We start from the raw sequence: 20,748 nt of genomic DNA on the forward strand, positions 1-20,748 counted from the left end.
GACCTGGGCGGCATTCCAGTACGCGGCGAACTGCGCGGGGCTGACCTGCAGGTGGAACTGGGTGCTGGTGCAGGCGGACTCGGGCGCGATCGTGTCGGTGGTGACCGCGAGCCGGTCCACCCCGTCGATCCGGATGTCCAGATCCTCGCCGCGGGCCGCGAAGATCTGCTCGTTCAGCAGCTTGTACCGGGGATTGACGCTCAGTGCGTCTTCGGTCATGTGCTCGCGGCGTAATGTCGGTAATATCCCGATCATCACGGTATGGGCGCCGACCTCGCGGGCCCGCTTCTCCGCGTGGTTCAGGCTCGCGCGCAGCGTCCGCTCGAGATCCGCGTTCTCGTCGCCGGCCAGCCGGCGCGGCGGCACGTTGATCTCGATGTTGAACTGGCCCAGCTCGGTCTGGAAATCCGGGTCGGCGATCGCGTTCAGCACCTCGGAGTTGCGCATCGCCGGGTCGGCCCCGTTGTCGATGAGGTTGAGCTCGATCTCCATGCCGGTCAGCGGCCGCTCGAACTCGAACCGCGACTCCCGCAGCATCGCGGCGAAAACGTCCAGACTGCGCCGGATCTTGTGTCTGTAGCGCGCCCGATCCTCTCGGGTGAACTTGGTCTGCTCGACTTCCTCGCCCACCGCACACCACCTTCGTCGGCCATCTCAACCTTGCTATACCGATCCGATCGGCGCCAGGCGTGCGGCGGACCAGGTCCACTGTGGGTCCGCTACCGCATCGCGAAGGCGATCAGCAGGGCCGCGACCAGGACGCCGATGGTCGCCTGAATCAGCAGAGCCGGACCCATGTGCGACCACATCGTCGGGATCCGGGGCGTGAGCGGCTGCATCGTGGTGAGGTTGATGACCTGCTCCAGGCGTACCGGAAGCACTGGATCTCGTTGGGGTTTGACCCGCAGCTGGACCAGGTCGCCACGGTGGATCGCGGACTGCGGCAGGTGCCCGTGCATCTCCACCTCATAGACCTGACCGAGCTCATCCCGTACGCGAAGGGGAGTCACCAGGAACTCCGGGCCCTTCTTGAGCTCCTTGAAGGTGCGGCGCGCCGGCTTCATCCGCAGCAGCGAGCCGATCATCTGGGCGATGCCCGCGGTGAGGAAGACCAGGAGCAGCACCGGTTTACGCAGACTGATTTCCCTGGTGTACGAGGTTTGGAAGCCGGCAAAACGACCGGTGATGACGGGCCCGGCGTGCCGGAGGATTCGCTCGCGGTACAGCTCGACGTCGTCCATACGGGGATCACCTCCTGGGGGTATTGCTTATCGTACGGAATGTCACTCTCCGTGTACCGCGAGTGAATACTTACTCCTCGTTGTCGCTCATGGGGCCGTTTCCGCAGGTCCGCGCCGTTTTTCGGGTTCACACCAGCCACCCCGTCACCGATATGGCGAAAATCGCGCGAATCGCCCGCGTGGGGCGGTGAACTTGAGCTCGGACCGTGTTATGGCGCGCGGCCCCGACGGGGGGAAGAACCATGGGTGCTGCTTTCGTGAAGCCGGAGAGCTTGCTGGCTCGTACGGCCGGCGAGGTGCTCTCGGCACACAGCGGCGTCGACGGGACGCCGTGCCCGGCCTGCGGGGCGCTGTTGCCGTGCCCTGCGGGGTTGTCGGCCGCGGAGGTGGTTTCGGCGGCGGGGCTGGCGGAGTTGTCGGGGCTGGTGTCGGCGGCGCGAGGGGGGCGCGGGCCGGAGTCGTCGCCGTTGGGCGGCCCGGAGTCGTCGCCGTTGCCCGGCCTTGAATCGTCGCGGTCGGTCCGGCCCGAGTCGTCTGCGTCTCTCAGCCTTGAACCGTCTGCGCTCGACTTTGAGCCGTCCCGGTCGCCTGACCTTCATGCGTCCTCGTCGGCGGGGCCTGAGCGGACTGCGCTGCCCGGCGCCGAACCGTCTGCGCCCAGCCTTGAGCCGAATCGGTCGCTGAGCCGTGACGTGACTTCGTCGGCGGGTCCCGAGCGGTCCGCGTTGCCCGGCCCCGAATCGACTTCCGCCTCTCGGTCGCGCACCGGTGAGCCGCCCTCCTCGCTGAGCGCGTCTCCGCTGCTCGGCCCCGAGGCGTCGCGACCGGATCAGCCGGCCGCACTGGATCTGCCCCGTTCCTCAGCGCGCGCCCCTCTCCCTGAAGAATCGGATTTATCGGATTTCGGCAAGCGATCCGACTTGTCCGCGCTGGGTGGCCGGATCCCCGCGGAGCCGTCAGCCGGACCCGGCGGGCTGGAGCCGTCCGCACGACCCGGTGGGCTGGAGCCGTCCGCACGACCTGGCGGGCTGGAGCCGTCCGCACGACCTGGCGGGCTGGAGCCGTCCGCACGACCCGGTGGGCTGGAGCCGTCCGCACGACCCGGTGGGCTGGAGCCGTCCGCACGACCCGGTGGGCTGGAGCCGCCCGCCGTCCCGCCGTCGGAAATGGCATCCCGCCTCGCCCACGCGGCCCCGCAGCCAGACGCCGCGCCTTCCGGCCTTGCCGCCACCCAGCCCCCGCCAGCCCTCGGCGAGCCCGCGTCGGCCGAGCCGTTTTCTGGCCCCGCCGGGAGTCCTCCCGCGTCGGCTGACCTGCCAGGCGGTCCGACCGGGTCGCAGTCGCCTTCGGCCGAGCTGCTTTCTGGTCCGACCGGGTCGCAGCCGCCTTCGGCCGAGGTGCCTATCGGTCTCGCGGGGTCTCTGCTCCCGCCGACTGAGCCGCCCTCGGGTCTCGCCGGCTCTCAGCCCGACCCGGCCGACCCGTTTTCTGGCCTTGCCGCACCGCAGTCCAGGCCGGCCGACCCGGCATCCGGTCCGTCGGCCCCGCAGCCGGTGTCGCCCGCCGGGTCCCAGCCCGCTTCGGCTGAGCCGCCTTCCGGTCTCGCCGGACCACGGCCCGTGTCCGCGGAGCCGTCTTTCGGGTTCGGCGGGCCGCAGCCCGTGGGGGTTGAGCCGTCTTCGGGGTTCGGCGGGCCGGGGGCTGAGCCGTCTTCGGGGTTCGGCGGGCCGCAGCCCGTGGGGGTTGAGCCGTCTTCGGGGCTTGGCGGGCCGCAGCCCGGGCCGGCCGAGGCGACTCCTGGATTCGGCGAGCCGCGGCCCGCGTCCGCTGAGCCGCCTTCCGGGTTTGGCGGGCCGCCGCAGGTGGCGCTGGGCTCCGGCATCGAGGGACCGGCACCGGCCGGCGCCGGGCCGGTCGAGTCCACGGCGCAGCCTTCCGTCTCGGGGTCTGGCCTGGCTCCGCAACATGGCGAAGCTCCGGGGTTTGCCGATGCCCCACCCGTGGTCGCCCGGCCGGGCGCAGACTCGCCCACTGTCCAACCCGGTTCGGCACCCGAGGGCCTGTCCGCGGCGACCCAAGCCCCCGCACCTTTGTCACCAGCCGATCCTGCATCGCCTCCTCCGCAGTTCCAAAGCCACATCCCGTCAGACGAAGAACTGCTCAGCAAGCCACCCGTGACCTACTTGCAAGACCGGCCGCTGGACGCCCCACGGTTCAAGCCGTCGGCTCGCCCCGCACCCGCCAGCGACGCCGGCGGCAGCTTCCCCCTGCCGCATGCCGCCGGATCCGCGCAGCCACCAGCCACTCCGGGGACGCCAGGCTTTTCCGCCCCCGGCCAGCCGAGCCCGTTAGCCGCTCCGTCCCAAGCCCCGGGCCCCGTCCCGCAGGGCCCTGGCCATCCTTCCGGTCTCCTGCCCCCGCGATCCACCCCGCAGCCGGCGTCCGCGCCTCATCCGGGTGCACTTCCGCATCCCGGATCGGCGCTGTCGGGAGCCGGGCCGCAAGCGGGTGCCGTTCCGCATCCGGGACCCGTCCCGCAGCCGGGTTCCGCGCTGCATCCGGGAGGTGCTTCGCAGCCGGGTTCCGCGCTGCATCCGGGAGGCGCCTCGCAGCCGGGTTCTGCGCCGCAAGCGGGAGGTGTCGCGCATCCGGGGTCTGTGCCGCTTCCGGGATCCGCGCCGCAGGCGGGCGTTGCGTCCGGTTCTGGCCAACCCGTTGGATCAGGGCAGTCCGCGCCCCCGCCGACGCAGCTGTCCGGTGTGCCGCAGACGAGCCCGGCCATGCCGAGCGATCCGAGCCTGCCCGCGCGCCCCGGCCAGTCCGACCTCGGGCCCGGTCGTTCCGAATGGTTGAATGTGGACGCACCCAGCGACGAGCAACGGTCCGGCCTGAGTGGATTCGACCTCGGCCAGGCCAAGCCGGGCACGGCTCTTGGGAGCCCCTCCAACTTCGTCGAGACCGCAGGGGCAGGTTTAGCACGCCCGGCCGCCGCGGGTTCAGCCGAGTCCACCGGCCCGGCCTATCCCTCAGGCGACGCCACGTCGGGGCTTCCCGTCGCGGGCGGCATGGCCGGTAGCGAGCCGTCCGGGCTTCCGGGTAATGCCCACACCCGGGGCTCCGGCCCGTCCGGGTTTGCCGGTCTGCCGGGACCGTCGGAGCCGTCGGGATCCTCCGGACCGTCCGGACCGTCCGGACCGTTGGGATCCTCCGGACCGTCCGGATCGTCGGGATCCTCCGGACCGTCGGGACCCTTCGGGCCGTCCGGCGTCGAGCCGTCAGGTCTCGGCCGCCCGGACCCGGCCGGTGCGGCCCAGACCGGAGCGCCTCATTCGACGACGCCGTCGGGACCACCGTCCGGATTGGGCAATGGTCCCGCGCGGTTCGCGGGCTCCGCCGACGCTGATCATGCGGCGGCCACCGGCGGTCAAGGCCCTCAACCGGTAGGCCGGAGCAACCGCCCGCGTCTCGAGCCCCCACCTTCGGGTCAGCCGAACCGCCCACCCGCCGCCGCGAACCCGCCCGGCCATCCGTCCGCCGCCCATCCAAGTCTCGCGGCCCGCCCCGGCTCGCCGCCGCCCGGCGCGGGCCAGCCGGCCGCGCCGGATCAGTCCAGCAGCACCACCGCGCCCCGCACGATCCACCCGACCGGGAGGCCGGCTCGCGGCGAAGCGGCCTCCCCGAAGGATCAACAGTCACCGGGACCGGACGCAGCAGGCGGTGCCGGCCAGGCTGGTGCTCCCTCCGACGCGACAGCTCCGGGAGGCCGCCGAAACCGGCCACGGCTGGAGCCACCTCAGATGGGCCAACTGAACCGCCCGATGCCGGGTAGCGACGACCCCGAAGCACCACCCGCCGACAAGGCTTGATCCGTGCTGCCGTCCGGCCGGGCTTGATCCAGGCTGCCGTCCGGGCCGGGCTTGATTGGTGCAAAGGCAACGCCAGGGGCGGATGCGTCATGAAGCGTCGGCGGTGTCGCGCCCTGGACCGCAAGTCCCAGGCGCTCAGGTGATGGACAGGTGCCAGCGGCCGGGCGGTCGGCGGGGAACGCCAGCCCATGCGGCCCGCACCGGCGGTAGGCGGCTTGGCCATTCCTCGCATATCCGGTATTTCCGGTGATCCGCCGGGCCTGCTGGGCTTAGAGCCAGCTGGGCTGGGTGCGGCGCTCCCACTCCGTGGGACGGGCGGCCGCCTGCTGAGACCGGCGACCACATGGTGGACCCAGCGTCCGCGATGCGAGATTCTCATCCACGATGGAGGGTGGATTTGTCACCTAACGCTACTTTTGCGCGGCTGATATTTCCGACCGAATGTGAACCTTGGAGAGTTGTGGTCGGTATGTGGGCGCAACTCTCCAAGGTTCACGAAAGTGCACGATGTGGGCGCCGCGTCCCGCATCGCGTAACTGTTCAGCTGGTTCCGTCGGCCGGGAATCCCCGTGCGAGGCGACGCCGCCAGGCCCGGGCAGGTCCCAGTTCCCACAGTCGGCGCCTCACCCGGGTGTGGGCAGTAGCGACGCGGGGGAGGCTGTGGCTGCCCACACCGCGGCCACCCTCACCCACGTGTGGGGAGTCGCGACGGCGGGGAGGCTGTGGTTCCCCACACCGCGGCGACCCACAGCGGGTGTGGGGACCCGCCACGGCCGGAACGCCCCAGCTCCCCACGGCGACGGCCCTCAGGTCCGCCACGGAAGGCCAACGCATCGGAGGGTGAGCGGCGCGAGAACCAGCTGAACAGTTCCGCATCGGGAGCCTTCCGGGCCGCGAGCGGATCGCCGCGCGACCGCGACGACATCGGACCACCACTATCTGCGTGCCGGTTAGGGCGAGCGAGAGGTGGAGGCAGACGGTCTGGCGCGCGAGTTGTTGCGTGGGCGGGGACGGTGTGGGCGGCACAGGGCCGGGAGTCAGGCTGAGGTTAAGGGGCGGCAGAGGGCCGGGAGTCAGGCTGAGGTTAAGGGCCGGGGCTCAGTCAGGCCGAGGTCAGGCGGGTCCAGACGACCTTGCCGTCGGGGACCGGGAGGACGCCCCACGCCTCCGTCAAGTCGCGCACAAGCTGTAAGCCGCGCCCGCCCGCGTCGGACGGGGTCGTGTCGACCGGCCTGGGGAGGCGGCGGCTGCCGTCGCGCACTGTCATGCTCAGGCGGCCGCCCTGTAAGCCCAGCGTGAACTCCATCGTCGTGTGGGCGTGGCGGACCACGTTGGCGACCAGCTCGGTGGCGATCAAGGAGGCGGTGGCGGTCAGCTCGGCGCGGTGCCACGCGGTGCAGGCCTGGCTCACCAGCTGGCGGACCTGGCGGCAGGCGTCGGGGACGGGGCGCAGGCGTACGCGGATCTTCGGTGGCGTTGGTGCCGTGCCCGCCTCGGCCAGCGCGGCCGCGCACGAAGGGGCGTAGCGCAGGCCGGCGCAGTCGGGGTACGCCGAGATCATCGCGTAGGTGCGGGGGTCGCAACCGCAGAGCACGATCGGGATGCTCGGCCACTCCGCGGTTTCGCAGATCACCGTGCCCAGCGCCGCCAACGCGAGTGGGTCGCCGACGCGCAGGTCCGCGACGTCCAGCAGCAGGTGGGTGGGCTGGACGGCCAGGCTGCGCCGGACGGCCAGCTGCAGGGCGTCGCCGGTGACCAGGTCGAGCGTGCCGCTGACGCGAAGCACCGCCACCGGGAGATCCTGCTCCGGGCGGCACACCAACTGACTCGGCACCTCGCCCCCCACCATCGGAACGGCGTCAACCCGCTGATGGTGCCCGCCCGCGGGCCTCGACAAACCACGCCCGCCCGCGGGCCTCGACAAACCACGCCCGCCGGCGGCGATCTTTCTCAGGTGCCTCGGAGGCCGGTGTCGTGACCTACCGCTCAGCAAAATGAAGTAGCGTTGCCCGCCATGGGTGTGTCTACGCGGCTCAAAGGCCGGTTCCGCAAGTTTCTCCAGCGTCCGGGCACGACGGTGGACCTCGGCCCCTTCCGTAAGCGCCTCGACGCCATCGAAGCCCGTGAGGAGTCGCTTCAGGAACTGGACGACGGGGCTCTGACCGCGGCGGCTCAGGACGCGACCGAGTTCGTGGAGATCTGCGCGGTCGGCCGGGAGGCCGCCCGGCGGGCGATCGAGCAGCGGCCGTACGACGTGCAGCTGCTCGGTGTCATGGCGCTGCTCTCCGACGAGGTCGCCGAGATGGCCACCGGTGAGGGCAAGACGCTCACCGCCGCCGTCGCCGCGTACGGGCATGTCCGGATGGGGCACGGGCCGGTGCACGTGCTGACCGTCAACGACTATCTGGCCCGGCGCGACGCGGAGTGGATGGAGCCGGTCTACACCCTGCTCGGCCTGACCGTGGGCTGGGTGACCGAGGCGTCCACGCACGACGAGCGCCGCGAGGCGTACCTCAAGGACGTGACCTACGTCTCGGTGAGCGAGGGCGGCTTCGACTACCTGCGCGACCAGCTGGTCACCGACGTCGAGGAGCGGGTGCAGCGCGAGCTGGCCACCGCGATCGTCGACGAGGCCGACTCGATCCTCATCGACGAGGCCCGGGTGCCGATGGTGCTGGCCGGCAGCGTCGCCACCGAGAGCGACCCGGTGCACGAGGCCGCCGACCTCGTCCGCGAGCTCACCGCCAAGGACTACGAGGTCGCCGACGACGGCCGCAGCGTCGCGCTCACCGACAACGGCCTGAAGAAGGTCGAGGAGAAACTCGGCGGCATCGACCTGTACGCGGACGATCAGGTCGCCCACCTCTCCGCGATCAACGTGGCGCTGCACGCCCAGACGCTGCTGGACCGCGACGTCGACTACATCGTGCGCAACGGCACGGTCGAGCTGGTCGACGAGATGCGCGGCCGGGTCGCCCAGCGCCGCCGCTGGCCGGACGGTCTGCAGGCGGCGGTCGAGGCGAAGGAGGGGCTGAGCGCGACGGCCGAGGGCGAGGTCCTCGACACGATCACCGTGCAGGCGTACATCGCGCTCTATCAGCATGTGTGCGGCATGACGGCGACCGCGGTGCACGTCGGTGAGCAGCTCCGCGAGTATTTCAAGCTCGAGGTCGCGGTGATCCCGCCGAACACGCCGAACGTCCGCGAGGACGAGCCGGACCGGATCTACTCGGCGCACGACATGCGCGACGAGGCCCTGGTCGAGGAGATCAAGCTGGCGCACGAGAAGGGCCGGCCGGTGCTGATCGGCACCCTCGACGTGAAGGCGTCCGAGCTGCTCGCCAAGCAGCTGGCCGCGGCCGGTGTGCCGTCGCACGTGCTGAACGCGAAGAACGACGCCGAGGAAGCGTCGATCATCGCGGAGGCGGGCGCGAAGGGCGCGGTCACCGTCTCCACCCAGATGGCCGGCCGTGGTGTCGACATCCGGCTGGGCGGCAGCGACGAGGCCGACCGGGACGAGGTCGTCGAGCTGGGCGGCCTGTTCGTGATCGGCTCCGGACGGCACGACAGCCGCCGCGTCGACGACCAGCTGCGGGGCCGCGCCGGCCGCCAGGGTGACCCCGGTGGCTCGGTGTTCTTCGTGAGCCTCGAGGACGAGCTGGTCACCCGGCACGCCGGCGACGCGCTGCCGGCCTCGCCGCGGATGGACATGGACGGCGTGGTGCACGACGACCAGGTGGAGTACGCGGTCGAGCACGCCCAGCGGGTCGCCGAGGGCGTGAACCACGAGATCCACCGCAACACCTGGCGCTACAGCGTGGTCATCGAGCAGCAGCGGGTCGCCCTGGCCGAGCGCCGGGAGCGGCTGCTCACCTCCGAGATCGCCGCGATCATGCTGCTCGAGCGGTCGAGCGAGAAGGCCAAGGAGACCGACGAGGACGTGCTCTCCGAGGCCGCCCGCGCGATCGCGCTGTTCCACCTGGACCGGCTCTGGGCCGAGCACCTGGCCGAGCTCAACGAGGTGCGCGAGGGCGTGCACCTGCGCGCGCTGGGCAAGCTGGACCCGCTGGACGAGTTCCACCGGGCCGCCGTGCCGGCCTTCCAGAAGCTGCTGCTGGAGATCGAGTCACGCACCATCGCGACGTTCGAGGAGACGGATCTCTCCGACGGCTGGCAGCCGGAGAACGCCGACATCGTCCGGCCCAGCGCCACCTGGACGTACCTGGTGCACGACAACCCGTTCGGTTCCGAGCTGGACCGGCTCATCGCCAGCGTCGGCCGCCGGCTCACCGGCCGCGGTGAGTGAGGGGCCAACGCATTTTTCGTGGCGCGCGTCTCACAATTTTGGCGCGCGCCACATGATCTTTCGGCCCTTCGTTGACGGCTGAAGGTTTTTTCGGGATTGTGTACGCCCTGAGTCTGAGAAGTGTGTCACCTCGCCCTGCTCTCAGTATCGTCGCGGATCCATCCGTGCTATAGGCTCAAGCACGTCCGTATCAGCCCGTCTGTCCTGGTAGAACGCGGTGTTAACGAGCGTTGAGCAGGCATGGTGAGCTTCTGTCGCGGCCCGGAACGGCATCATGTGTCGGTTGGGCAATGCTTAAACAAGCTGACAGAATCCGTTCTCAGATTGCATTTCCGCGAGTCAAAGCTGACGCGGAAGATATTTCCGAAGTGTGGTCGCGCCTTGACCGGGCTACCACGTCGGCGGAAATATCTACAGCGATTAACAGAGGGTGATCGGGCATATTCGGTTGCCTGAGTTTCAACTGGGGGGCTCTCTCAATGCCGGTCAGCGCACTGTCGCCACGAACGAACCGTCACACCACCGGGCCGGGACGCGGTACCGCACCGCGCCGCCCGGCCGAACCCGCTCTGACCGTCACGCTCAACATCCCGTTGACCACCGACGCGCTCGCTCCGCAGGCGCATCGGCTGATCGAGGCGGTGCGTGAGCTGGCGGAGATCAGCCAGGGTGCCGTCATCGTCGAGCAGCCGGCATCGTTGCCGGTCCGCGAGGATCTTCCGGCCGGTCCGGAGGTCCGCATTCTCACCTCGTCGCGTCAGGTGTTCCTGGACAATGACGCGCTGCCGCTGACCCGCCTCGAGTTCGACCTGCTGCTGTTCCTGGCCGAGCGGCCGCGCCGGGTGTTCACCCGGGGGCAGCTGCTGGACGGCGTCTGGGGCTACGACCACACCGGCGAGCGCACCGTCGACGTGCACGTGCGCCGGCTGCGGCTCAAGCTGGGCGGCACGCTTCCGGTGATCACCACGGTGTACGGCGTGGGCTACCGGCTCTCCGACGACGCACGGGTCGTGATCCAGCCGCACGAGTAAAAAGCACTAAATTCCCGCCGGTACGCTTCGGCGAGTGCAAGCACGTCCCGTCTCACCCGACGTCCTCGTGACGGAGCTCACCGACCGGATCCTGAGTCGGGATTCCGACAGTCGCGTCCGGGTCGGTATCGATGGCCCGGACGCGGCGGCCCCGGAGCGTCTCGCCGACGCCCTGGTCGGCCCGCTGCGTGCCGGCGGCCGCCCGGTCGCCCGCGTGAACACCGCGGACTTCCTGCGCCCGGCCTCGCTGCGCCTGGAGTTCGGCCGCGAGAACCCGGACTCCTACTATCTGGGCTGGTACGACGAGTCCGGGCTCGCCCGCGAGGTCCTGGAGCCGGCCGGCCCGGCCGGTTCCGGACGCATCCTGACCAGACTGTGGGACGCCGGCACCGATCGCGCGGCCCGCCAGCCGTACCTCGACCTGCCACCCGGTGCCGTGGTGGTGGTGAGCGGCCCGCTGCTGCTCGGCGGCGGTCTCGTGTTCGATTTCACGGTCCATCTCGAAATCTCCGCTGCCGCGCTGCGCCGCCGCACCCCTGAGCAGGACCGATGGACGCTGCCCGCGTTCGCGAGGTACGCCGACGAGGTCGCCCCGGCCTCCTTCGCCGACCTCGTGGTCCGCACCGACGATCTGCGGCATCCCGCGATCGTCACGGAACGTTGGTGACGCGAGTCCGTAGCGGAGTCGGCCACTGACAGTTATGCTCCGGTTACTTTTTCAGCGGAGGCACTCGTTTGGGTCCTCCGGCGGTGGGTATGAGCGGTCTCCACGGCGTGACAGGGCCGCTCCCGGGGGAACCACCCGCAGGGGCAGAGGAAGGGGCAGGGGGAGCACATGCTCGTCAATGGAGCGGTAATCACGGGCAAGGGTGCCGCCAAGGGACGGTCGGCGGAAGAGGTCGAGCAGATCCGGGCGATCCTGCATGGCCGGTACGACGATCTGACCGCCGAGTACGAGGTGGCCGTCAGCGAGAACCAGAAGCTGCGGCTCGTCGAGATCGGTGACGCCGCGGGCGACGACCAGGCCGACAGCGGATCGAAGACGGCGGAACGGGACGCCGCCACGTCGCTGATCCGCACGCTGCTCGACCGGCGCACCCAGGCGGAGCACGCCATGCAGGCCCTGGAGAACGGGACGTACGGCAACTGCGAGGGTTGCGGCAACCCGATCCCGGTGGAGCGGCTGGAGGTGTTCCCCTCGGCGACCACCTGCGTCAACTGCAAGCAGACGCGCGAGCGCCGCGCGAGTTAGCACCACAGCGTCCCGGATCCGCCGCCCTGACCAGCGGCGGATTCGGCGTTATCGCGCGTTGCCGCGTTGATGAGTTCGGGCTTCGGTCGCCGCCGGCGCAGCCGTCGTCGAGCGCAGCCCGAACTCATCAACTTTCAGCGGCGCACGCGCGATAACGCGGGACAGCTCAGTGCTTAGGAGAGCAATGATCGAGGTGGGCACGGCGTCCTGGACGGACAAGACGCTTCTCGAGTCGGGCTGGTATCCGCAGTCCGCGGACAACCCCGAGAAACGGCTCGCCTACTACGCCAAGCAGTTCCCGGTGGTCGAGGTCGACTCCACCTACTACGGGCCGCCGGCCGAGCAGACCACCCGGCTGTGGGCGCAGCGCACCCCGGACGCCTTCACCTTCAACATCAAGGCGTTCAGCATGCTGACCGGCCACCCGACCAGGGTGTCCGCGCTCTACAAGGACCTGCGCCCGGAGACGGACAAGAAGAACATCTACCCGGGTGATCTGCCGCCGGAGGCGTACGAGCAGGTCTGGAGCCGGTTTCTCTCGGCGCTGGATCCGCTCGCCGAGGCCGGGAAGCTCGGCGCCCTGCTCTTCCAGTTTCCGCCGTGGTTCGGCATCAAGCGGTCCAACAAGGAGTACATGGTCGAGGTCGCGGCCCGCTGCAAGCCGCTGCGGCCGGTCTTCGAGCTGCGCAACGCGTCCTGGTTCGACGGCGACAACAAAGACGAGACGCTGGACTTCATGCGCGAGCACCACCTGCCGTTCGTCTGCGTCGACATGCCGCAGGGTTACAAGTCGTCGGTGCCGCCGATCGTGGAGGCGACCTCCGACCTGGCCGTGGTGCGCTTCCACGGGCACAGCGACAAGTGGACCAGCACCGACATCCACGAGAAGTTCGGCTACCGGTACTCGGCGACGGAACTCGACGAGTGGGCGCCGAAACTTCAGCAGCTCGCCGAGCGGGCCGACCGCACCCAGATCTACTTCAACAACTGCTACCGCGACTACGCCCAGACCAACGCGTCGACGCTGATCGACCTCCTACAGGACGTCGAAGGGGACTGAGCGCCAGGCGTCGCCGAGCAGCCCGGCGAGTTTGTCGTCGGCCGGGAACGGCACCCCGTCCACCGCGGCGACCGGGCGGGCCGGGCAGTTCGCGTTCGCGGTGACCGCCCCGGCCATCAGCGGCAGCTCGGCCGCGTCGACCGGGCGCAGCGTCCACGGCGTGCCCCGCATGGTCATCGCCACCTGCAGCAGCACCATCGTGGTGCCCTTGAGCATCGGCGCCTGCGGCCAGACCACCTGCTCGCCGTCGAACAGCGCGAGATTCCACGAGCTGCCCTCGGTGACCCGGTTCGCGGGATCGACGAACAACGCGTCGTCGAAGCCGTTCGCCACCGCCCGGCGCCGGGCCAGGACCTGGCCCATGGTGGCCGCGTGCTTGTGCGCCGGCCACGGCCGCTGATAGGTGTCGGTGCGCAACCGCACCGGCGCGGGCACGGTCTCCGGCCGCGGATCGGAGACGGCCACCAGGACGTCGGGCGGCGCGAGCGGATCCTGCGCGGGGACGAACTGCACGCGTACGGAAGCCTCGGTCTCGTCCTGCAAAGCCCGCGAGATCAATTCCCGTACGCGGTGTTCGTCGTCGATGTCCATGGCCCAGTCGAAGAAGGCCTCGTTCCCGTCGGCGAGCCGCGCGAAGTGCAGCGCCAGCCCGCGGACCGCCCCGCCGCGCACCTGCATCGCCGTGTAGTGCCCGTAGTTCACGGTGGCGAGCCGCTGGCACTCGGCCGGATCGGGCGCGCGTCCGTTGAGCTCCAGATTCCGCACGGCGTCAGCCTAGTGGGATGCCACGCCTGGCGGCGATCGCGGCCATCGCGCGGGCGTCGGCCACCGCCGCGCCACCGGTGTCGTTGTTGAAGAAGACGTACGCCTCCGCCAGCCCCTCGAGCCGGCCCACCCAGCTGCGCAACGCGGCCCGGCCGTACCGGGGACGCGGCCGCGCGCGGCCCACGTGCATCCGCAGGTAGCCGAACCCGGCCGTGGTCCACAACGGGGTGACCGGGCGACCCTGACGGTCCGCCCAGCTCAGCGCCGCGTGATGCCGTTCCAGCAGCTTGCGGCAGTCCTCGGTGAACCAGCTGTCGTGCCGGGGTTCGACCACGACGCGTACGGGGGACGGAAATTGATCGAGGGTCTCGTCGAGCGCCGCCAGATCAGCGCGCAGATTCGGCGGCAGCTGCAGCAGCACCGGACCCAGCTTGTCGCCGAGCCCGGCCGCCCGGCCCAGGAAGCGGGCCACCGGCTCGGCCGGATCCTTCAGCCGCCGGATGTGGGTGAGATACCGGCTCATCTTCACCGCGAACCGGAAGCCCGCCGGGGTCCGCGCCCGCCACTGCTCGAACGTGGCGCGCTCGGGCAGCCGGTAGAACGCGTTGTTGACCTCCACCGCGTCGAAGTGCGTGGCGTACTCCTCCAGCCAGAGCCGTTGCGGCACGCCGGGCGGGTAGAACGGGCCCCGCCAGTCGCGGTACTGCCAGCCGGACGTCCCAATCGTGAGCACGACCAGGAGATACCCGCGCCGCCCGGAGGTTAGACGTGATCAGGACCGGGTACGACGGGCGTCACCGACAACGAGAGGGAGCGGCCATGTCACTCAGCGACGACGACATCACCGGTGGCCCGGCATCGCGCGGCGGCGAAGGCCCGGCGGACGGCGGCGCGAACCCGGGCGGGCACGACGGCGGGGCGGACGGCGGCGCGGGCGAAGGACCCGCGGACGGCGGCGCGAACCCGGGCGGGCACGACGGCGGGGCGGACGGCGGCGCCGGTGAAGGACCGGCCGACGGCGGCGCGAACCCGCAGGGCCACGACGGGGGCGCCGATGGCAGTGCCCGCTGAGCTTTCCCGGGTCGTCGCCGCCGAGCAGGACAAGTTCGCGGCGGCGTACTGGGGCAAGGCACCACTGCTGTCGCGGGCCGGCGAGCTGGCCGGCCCGGACGGCTTCACCGGCCTGTTGTCCCCGGACGCGGTGGACGAGCTGCTCAGCCGGCGCGGCCTGCGCACCCCGTTCCTGCGGGTCGCGCAGAACGGCAAGGTGCTGCCCGCCGCCCGCTTCACCGGCGGCGGCGGGGCCGGGGCCGAGATCACCGACCAGGTCATCGACGATCAAGTGATGAGCCTGTACGCCGGTGGGGCCACCCTGGTCCTGCAAGGCCTGCACCGGATCTGGCCGCCGCTGATCGAGTTCGCCGGTCGGCTCGGCGCGGAACTGCGGCGCCCGCTGCAGGTCAACGCGTATCTGACCCCACCGGGCAGCCAGGGCTTCCACACCCACTACGACACCCACGACGTCTTCGTCCTGCAGGTCGACGGCACCAAGCGCTGGCGGGTGCACGAACCGGTCCTGAGCGACCCGCTGGAGGACCAGGCGTGGGGCGGCCGGCAGGAGGAGGTGGCCGCCACCGCGTCCGGTGCGCCGGCCCTGGACGTGGTCCTCGCCCCCGGCGACGCGATGTATCTGCCCCGCGGCTGGCTGCACTCGGCCGAGGCGCTCGGCTCCCGTTCCCTGCATCTGACCGTCGGCATCCGGTCGCTGACCCGGTACGCGATGGTCCAGGAACTGCTCGGCCTGGCCATGGGCGACCAGCGGCTGCGCGCCACCCTCCCGTACCGGCTGGACGTCTCCGACCCGGACGCGATCGAGCCGGAACTCACCGAGACGATCGAGGCGCTGCGCGACTGGCTCGCCACCGCGCCGGTGACCGAGGTGGCCGACCGGCTGCTGGCCCGGGACTGGCCGGCCGCGCGGGCGGCGCCGCTGCACCCGCTCGCGCAACTCGACTTCGCGGCCGGGCTCGGCCCCGACGACGTGATCGCGGTGCGGGCGGGCCTGCGGTGGCGGCTGCACGAGGACGGCGCCGACCGGATCGTGCTGCGGCTGGTCGGTCGCACGCTGAACTTCCCGGTCTCCTGCGCGGCGGCGCTGCGCACCGTCCTCGGCGGCGGACCGTGCCGGGTCGGCGACCTGCCGCTCGACACCGGCGCGGACCGGCTCGTGCTGGCCCGCCGCCTGCTCAACGAATCCCTGGTCGTGCCGGCCTAGCCGGTGGTGCGCAGCGCGGCGATCACCAGGCCGGCCGTGACCAGGCCGGCGACCAGCACCAGCGCGACCGTCGCGGCGTCCAGGCCGACGCCGCGATGGTCGGCCACCCGCTTGGTCGCCACCACCGCCAGCACCGGACAGGCGAGCAGCACCACCAGCGCCACCACCGGCAGCGCGTCCTGCCACGTGTCGGTGCGGCTGCCGCCGAGCTGCCGCAGCGCCTCGTTCGCGGCCGCCCCGGCCAGGCCACCGGCCACCCCGAACAGGATGAACAGTCCCTTCACCCCGACGTTGATCGGCCGGGCCTTCGGCGTGTACTCCACCTTGGCCGCCACCTCGTCGAGGTAGTCGTCCGGCTCGCGCTCGCCACGCTGATGCGGGATCGCCGGCTGCGGCGGCGTCTTGCCGAACCGCTCGGCGACCGGGCCGACCTTGTGCACGTATTCCGACCAGATCTGCGCGGCCCGCGCGTCCACCTGCTCCGCGGCGCGCTGCGCGTGCGTGATCGCCCGCTGCGCCTCGGCGACCTGCCGGTCGGCGTCACGGACCGCGTCGTCCGCCGCCTCGACCCGGCTGTCGTGCCAGCGCACCGCCTCGGCCCGCATCGCCGCGGCCTCGTCGTCCAGCGTGGTGAGCCGCCGCAGCACCGTGCGATAGTCGGCGGTCTCGAAGTCGGCCGGTTGAATCTGCGTCATGAGAGTCCATAAGGGATGATCACCTCAGCGCCACGATGCACCGAGCGGTCGAAATGCAGCGCGCGCCACGGCCGCGGATACCACGGCGGGGCGCCGGCGCCCGGGTAGAACGGGTTGAGCTCGCTGCCGTGCACGTCCAGCGCCACCCACGCGCCGATCGGATCGGTACGCGACGCCTGACCGCCCAGCGTGTCCCGCAGCAGCGCGGCCCCGCGCCACCAGCCCAGCACGTGGATGCGCCGCTCCGGGCCCTGCCGCAGGATCGTGCGCAGCGCGTCGGCCGCGTCCTTGCCGCCGGGCAGCGCGTCCGCGGCGAAGATGAAGATGAAGTGCGGGCGATCCGCCGGCCAGGACGCGGACGCCTCGGACGCGGCATCCTCCAGCAGCCAGTCGTAGTTGTCCGACTGGTACCAGCCGCACTCCGGCAGCGCGTCGCGCAACGCCTCCGCACCGGGCAGCGCGTCGCCGTCCAGGCACAGGATGGAGAACCGGGCGCCGTCCGGCGGGAACTGCGCGGCCAGCGACAACGCGGCGGTGCTCAGCACGGCGCAGGCGTCGTCGACCCGGGTGCCGAGCACGGCCAGGTTGCGGCCCGGGGCGCGGCGCAACACCGTACGGGCGGATCGGGCCTCGACGTCGATGGTCTCGCCGAGCAGCACCACCGGCGCCGGATTCGACTCGGCCGGCGCCAGCCGCCGGAAGTCCGGGCTGTCCACCAGCCGCGGCACCACGTCACCGTCGAACAGCCGCGGCGGGCCCAGCTCCGCCGGGCGCATCCGCCACAGCCGGTGCTGCAGCTTGTTCCACGAATCCCGGTCACCGGCCGAGGGCACCCGCACGATCCGGTTCGCCTCGGTCGCGCCGGAGTCCGCGTTCACCACCGCGTGGTAGCGCGGCAGCGACTCGGCCGCCGTGTTCGTCTCGGCCAGCACCCGCCGGGCCCGGGGCAGAGCGATCCGCAGCGAGAACTGCGCGACCAGCGCGGGCCGGCCCCACAACGCCTCGATGCCGGACACGTCCTGGCTCGCCAGGATCAGATGGATGCCCTGCGAACGACCCCGCCGCGCCAGGTCTTCCAGCAGGTCGACGGCCTCGGCGGCGACCGCGTCCCGGCCGGAGAGCAGCACCTGGAACTCGTCGACCACCGCGACGATCCGCGGCCACGCGCCCTCCGGGTTCTCGGCGCGCAGCTCGGCCAGGTTGGTCACCTCGTACTGCTTGGCGGCGTCCGCACGGCGGCGCAGCTCGTCGCTGAGGAACCGCAGCAGCGCCAGGCCGAACTCCCGGTCGGTGTTGACGTTGAGGCCGACCAGGCGGACGTGCGGCAGCCAGCTCTGATCGCGGCGGCCCGGCGCGAACCGGGCGAACGACACGCCCTCCTTGAAGTCGAGCAGGTAGAAGGCCAGCTCGGCGGGGGAGTAGCGGGCGGCGAGCGCACCCATCCAGGCGTAGATCAGGTTGGTCTTGCCGGTGCCGGACGGGCCGGCGATCAAGGCGTGCGGCGGATAGTCACTCAACGTCACATTTACCGGTACGCCCTGGGGACTGTCGCCGAGCGGGGCGGTCAACCCGGTCGCCGCGCTCTCCTGCCATTCCTCCTGCGGAAGCAGGCTGTCCAGGGCGACCGGGGCGGGACCGGCCGCGACGGCTTCGGCGATCCGGCGGCACGCGGCGGCGACCACCGGCTGCGGCGGGCCGGGGTCGAGGCGTACCGCCAGGGAACCGGCGCCGGACATCCGGGCGTGATCGTCGGCGGCGGCCGTGATGAACTCGATGCCGTCGCCGGCCGGCACCGGCAGGCCCTGGATGACCAGGTGCACGCCGCAGGCGGCGCCGGTGCGCAACAGCCGCTGCAGCTGCGTCTGCTCATGGCGGCTCAGCTCGCCCGCACCCAGCAGCACGGCCACCCGCCACGGCTCCGGCCGCCGGTGCGTGGCCGCGGCCAGCTCGCGCAACGACGTGTACTCGCCGGCCAGCACGGTCTCGTTGATGCGCCGCACGTTGGCGACCAGATCGTCGAGCAGAGCGGGCAGCCCGCCCGGCCCGACGAAGGTCAGCACCCCGGCGGGCGCGAGCGGGGCGAACCGGGCCAGCCCGCCGCCCAGATGCTCCGGGTCGTAGCCGATGAGCTGCACCCGGCCCGGCGCGGCGGTGCCGAGCGCGCGCAGCAGCAGACCGGCGACCACGTCGTCGCCGACCCGGCGGTCGCCACGCACCACGACGTGGCCCTGGTCGAGCAGCGGGACCAGCGCCGGCACGTGTTCCGGGTGCGGCAGCAGCAGCCGGCCCACGCGCAGCTCGGCGGCGACCTCCAGCGGGGTCGGCTGCCAGTCGTCCCACGGGTCGCCGGCCGCGCCCGGAGCCGCGCGGTCGGCGGCGTGCGCGGCGGCCTCGGCGTACGCGGCCAGGTCGTCGTGATGCCGCTGGTCGATGTCGCGCAGGCGGCCGTCGCGCGTCTCGGCGACCTTGGTGCGCCGGGCCACGGCGGCCTCGACGATCCGGCGGCGGCGGTCCAGGGCTTCCTCGTACGCGTCGTGGGCCGCCTGGACGGCGTCCGTGGCGGCGCCGAGCGCGTGCGAGAGCCCGGCCCGGATGTCCATCACCTGCTGTGTCGACTCAGCCATGTCTATTCTTTGCCGGCTTTTTCGTCGGGCCGGTGCAACGGTTCCGGGGCGTCCGGATCCAGCGCGGTGGCGTCCCGGCCGAGACGGGCCAGCAGCACGCCGGTGAGCACGCCCGCGGTGACCGCGCTGTCCGCGGGGTGGCCGGGCTTCGGGTTGTCGCCACCGCGGGTGGGAACGCGGCAGATGCGGGCGATCAGCGTCTCCAGCACCGCCGGGGAGGTGCCCGGCAGCAGCGAGCGCACCCGGCCCTCGGCGGCGGTCCGCAGCCGGGGCACGTCGTCCGGGCGGGGCTCGTGGCCCAGCAGGTCGCCGGCCAGTCTGTGCAGCACCGCCGGGGTGACCGCGGACATCGCCAGGCCGGTGGCGGCGTTCACCGCGTGCAGGTCACGGCCGACGCGGGCCCGGTCTCCCGCCCGTACGCCGCTGGCCACGCGCCGCAGGAGCTCGGCCGTGTCGGTGCCGTCGCGGCGTTCGTCGCCTTGGGGAGCGGGTTCGCCGGTGAGTTCCGCGACGCGGGCCTGCCACCAGGGGCCCAGTTGTTCGGGCGTGGTGGCACCCCCGTTTTGTCCGGATTTTTCATGATCTGGGGCCTTGAGGCCGGCGCGCCACTCCTGATCGGGCGGCGCGGCGGCGTCGCCGGTCAGGCCGATGGCGGCCAGGTAGGTGGCGATCGCGTCCTGGGTCAGGCGCAGCGCGGCGGCGGCCCGCTCGGCGTGCTCGGTCGCGTTGCCCAGCTGCGGGACGCCGACCGGGTCGATCGACTCCTCCCGCACCCACATGAGGATCTCGGTGGCGCTGCGCAGCTTCTCCATCGCGACCGTGACGAGTCCGGTGGGCAGTTCGTCGGAGGTAGCGCGAAGCTGGGCGCCGAGTTCCTGGATCAGCGACATCTTCTCAGAGCATCGCCGTGTAGGTCTGCGCCTGCTCGACGGCCAGATGCGTGGCGCCGAGACAGTCCTCCAGGGCCTGGTCGGCCTGGGTCAGCGAGGCGTGCGCGGCGCCCACCGAGTCGTGCGCACTGCCGTCGAAGGCCGCGGCCATGCTCTGCTGCGCCTCGCCGATCTTCTCGCGGGCCGCCTGGATCGCCGCCTGCCCCTCCTTGACCTGCTGGAGCGCGGCATCCACGGCCGCTTTGACCTCGGCGACGCTGGCCACCCGTGCAGCCTCCTGCTGTGCGGTACCCACGCGAGCGGTACCCGGTTGTCGGGACATCGGCTGTCCGGAACCCGATGGCTCTGAACCTCCTCAGCGTACTGCCCCCTTCCTGCCCGGCCGTCCGGGCACACCCCATTTGCCGCCTCTCCGGAGCATCGCCGCCCGCGCCCTGGCAAGCCCGCCCACTGTCCAAGATCCGACCATGACAAAACATGAATGACTCCCCGTACGCCGCGCAGCGTGGCCCCCTCCGCCGCCGTGGCTCCCCGGCTCCCCGCACTCCGTTCGCCTGCGCGCCACGGCTTGTCGATCAGGAACTCCGGCTCCGGCACGGCCGGCTCCGGGTCCGGCCGCAGTTGCCGGAAAACGAACGTTCGTTCGCGGTGCTTCGGTTCACGCATGCTCAGGCGGCGTCCAGAACGACGAGGTCGGCATGGAGAGCGGCGCTGCGGCGACCAGCGCAGCCCGGCCTCCGCCG

At 71.7% G+C, this 20,748-nt stretch carries 15 protein-coding genes; 7 read left to right on the top strand and 8 right to left on the bottom strand.

Annotated elements, in window-relative coordinates; genetic code table 11:
• Positions 1–719: 719 nt before the first annotated feature.
• Positions 720–1,241, bottom strand: coding sequence for a hypothetical protein (locus tag HH310_RS30360; RefSeq protein WP_169179124.1), 522 nt, complete (start codon positions 1,239–1,241; stop codon positions 720–722).
• 4,968 nt (positions 1,242–6,209) lie between these two features.
• On the bottom strand, positions 6,210–6,899 hold the full coding sequence (locus tag HH310_RS30365; protein WP_312034414.1) for an ATP-binding protein: 690 nt from the start codon (positions 6,897–6,899) through the stop codon (positions 6,210–6,212).
• A 222-nt stretch (positions 6,900–7,121) separates the two neighbouring features.
• On the opposite strand from HH310_RS30365, the gene secA2 reads away from it, so the two are divergent.
• The 5 genes from secA2 (at position 7,122) to HH310_RS30390 (ending at position 12,756) form a co-directional block, all read left to right on the top strand.
• A complete protein-coding gene (gene secA2, locus HH310_RS30370; RefSeq protein WP_169179126.1) occupies positions 7,122–9,413 on the top strand; it encodes an accessory Sec system translocase SecA2 in 2,292 nt (763 codons plus the stop codon).
• A 479-nt stretch (positions 9,414–9,892) separates the two neighbouring features.
• Positions 9,893–10,444 carry a winged helix-turn-helix domain-containing protein gene (locus HH310_RS30375; RefSeq protein ID WP_169179127.1) on the top strand — a complete coding sequence of 184 codons (552 nt, stop codon included), beginning with the start codon at positions 9,893–9,895 and terminating at the stop codon, positions 10,442–10,444.
• A 34-nt stretch (positions 10,445–10,478) separates the two neighbouring features.
• The gene (locus HH310_RS30380) at positions 10,479–11,111 is read left to right on the top strand and encodes a uridine kinase (protein ID WP_169179128.1); all 633 of its coding nucleotides are present in this window, start codon (positions 10,479–10,481) and stop codon (positions 11,109–11,111) included.
• A gap of 168 nt (positions 11,112–11,279) precedes the next feature.
• On the top strand, positions 11,280–11,696 hold the full coding sequence (locus HH310_RS30385; RefSeq protein ID WP_169179129.1) for a TraR/DksA C4-type zinc finger protein: 417 nt from the start codon (positions 11,280–11,282) through the stop codon (positions 11,694–11,696).
• A gap of 184 nt (positions 11,697–11,880) precedes the next feature.
• On the top strand, positions 11,881–12,756 hold the full coding sequence (locus HH310_RS30390; RefSeq protein WP_169179130.1) for a DUF72 domain-containing protein: 876 nt from the start codon (positions 11,881–11,883) through the stop codon (positions 12,754–12,756).
• On the opposite strand, the gene HH310_RS30395 is transcribed toward HH310_RS30390, so the two are convergent.
• Positions 12,733–13,521: an aminotransferase class IV gene (locus tag HH310_RS30395; protein ID WP_169179131.1), complete on the bottom strand. Its 789-nt coding sequence runs from the start codon at positions 13,519–13,521 to the stop codon at positions 12,733–12,735. The two genes, HH310_RS30390 and HH310_RS30395, sit on opposite strands and share 24 nt — an antisense overlap.
• 4 nt (positions 13,522–13,525) lie before the next feature.
• Positions 13,526–14,254 carry a DUF72 domain-containing protein gene (locus HH310_RS30400; RefSeq protein WP_169179132.1) on the bottom strand — a complete coding sequence of 243 codons (729 nt, stop codon included), beginning with the start codon at positions 14,252–14,254 and terminating at the stop codon, positions 13,526–13,528.
• An 86-nt stretch (positions 14,255–14,340) separates the two neighbouring features.
• On the opposite strand from HH310_RS30400, the gene HH310_RS30405 reads away from it, so the two are divergent.
• Positions 14,341–14,592, top strand: a complete 252-nt coding sequence (locus tag HH310_RS30405) for a BatC protein (protein WP_169179133.1) — start codon at positions 14,341–14,343, stop codon at positions 14,590–14,592.
• Complete coding sequence (locus tag HH310_RS30410; RefSeq protein WP_169179134.1) at positions 14,576–15,796, top strand: cupin domain-containing protein; 1,221 nt, start codon at positions 14,576–14,578, stop codon at positions 15,794–15,796. The genes HH310_RS30405 and HH310_RS30410 overlap by 17 nt, the downstream gene beginning before the upstream one ends.
• Here HH310_RS30410 and HH310_RS30415 read toward each other — a convergent pair.
• From HH310_RS30415 to HH310_RS30430, 4 genes are read right to left on the bottom strand one after another with little or no spacing between them, the layout of a single operon-like run.
• Positions 15,793–16,491 carry a hypothetical protein gene (locus HH310_RS30415; RefSeq protein WP_169179135.1) on the bottom strand — a complete coding sequence of 233 codons (699 nt, stop codon included), beginning with the start codon at positions 16,489–16,491 and terminating at the stop codon, positions 15,793–15,795. The two genes, HH310_RS30410 and HH310_RS30415, sit on opposite strands and share 4 nt — an antisense overlap.
• Positions 16,488–19,115 carry an FtsK/SpoIIIE domain-containing protein gene (locus HH310_RS30420; RefSeq protein WP_169179136.1) on the bottom strand — a complete coding sequence of 876 codons (2,628 nt, stop codon included), beginning with the start codon at positions 19,113–19,115 and terminating at the stop codon, positions 16,488–16,490. Before HH310_RS30420 ends, HH310_RS30415 begins: the two co-directional genes overlap by 4 nt.
• 2 nt (positions 19,116–19,117) lie before the next feature.
• Complete coding sequence (locus tag HH310_RS30425; protein WP_169179137.1) at positions 19,118–20,005, bottom strand: hypothetical protein; 888 nt, start codon at positions 20,003–20,005, stop codon at positions 19,118–19,120.
• Positions 20,006–20,009: 4 nt separating this feature from the next.
• Positions 20,010–20,270 (bottom strand): hypothetical protein, encoded by a 261-nt coding sequence (locus HH310_RS30430; protein ID WP_169179186.1) that lies wholly within the window; start codon positions 20,268–20,270, stop codon positions 20,010–20,012.
• Positions 20,271–20,748: the final 478 nt, after the last annotated feature.

It is taken from the genome of Actinoplanes sp. TBRC 11911 (assembly GCF_012933445.1).
Lineage (GTDB): Bacteria > Actinomycetota > Actinomycetes > Mycobacteriales > Micromonosporaceae > Actinoplanes.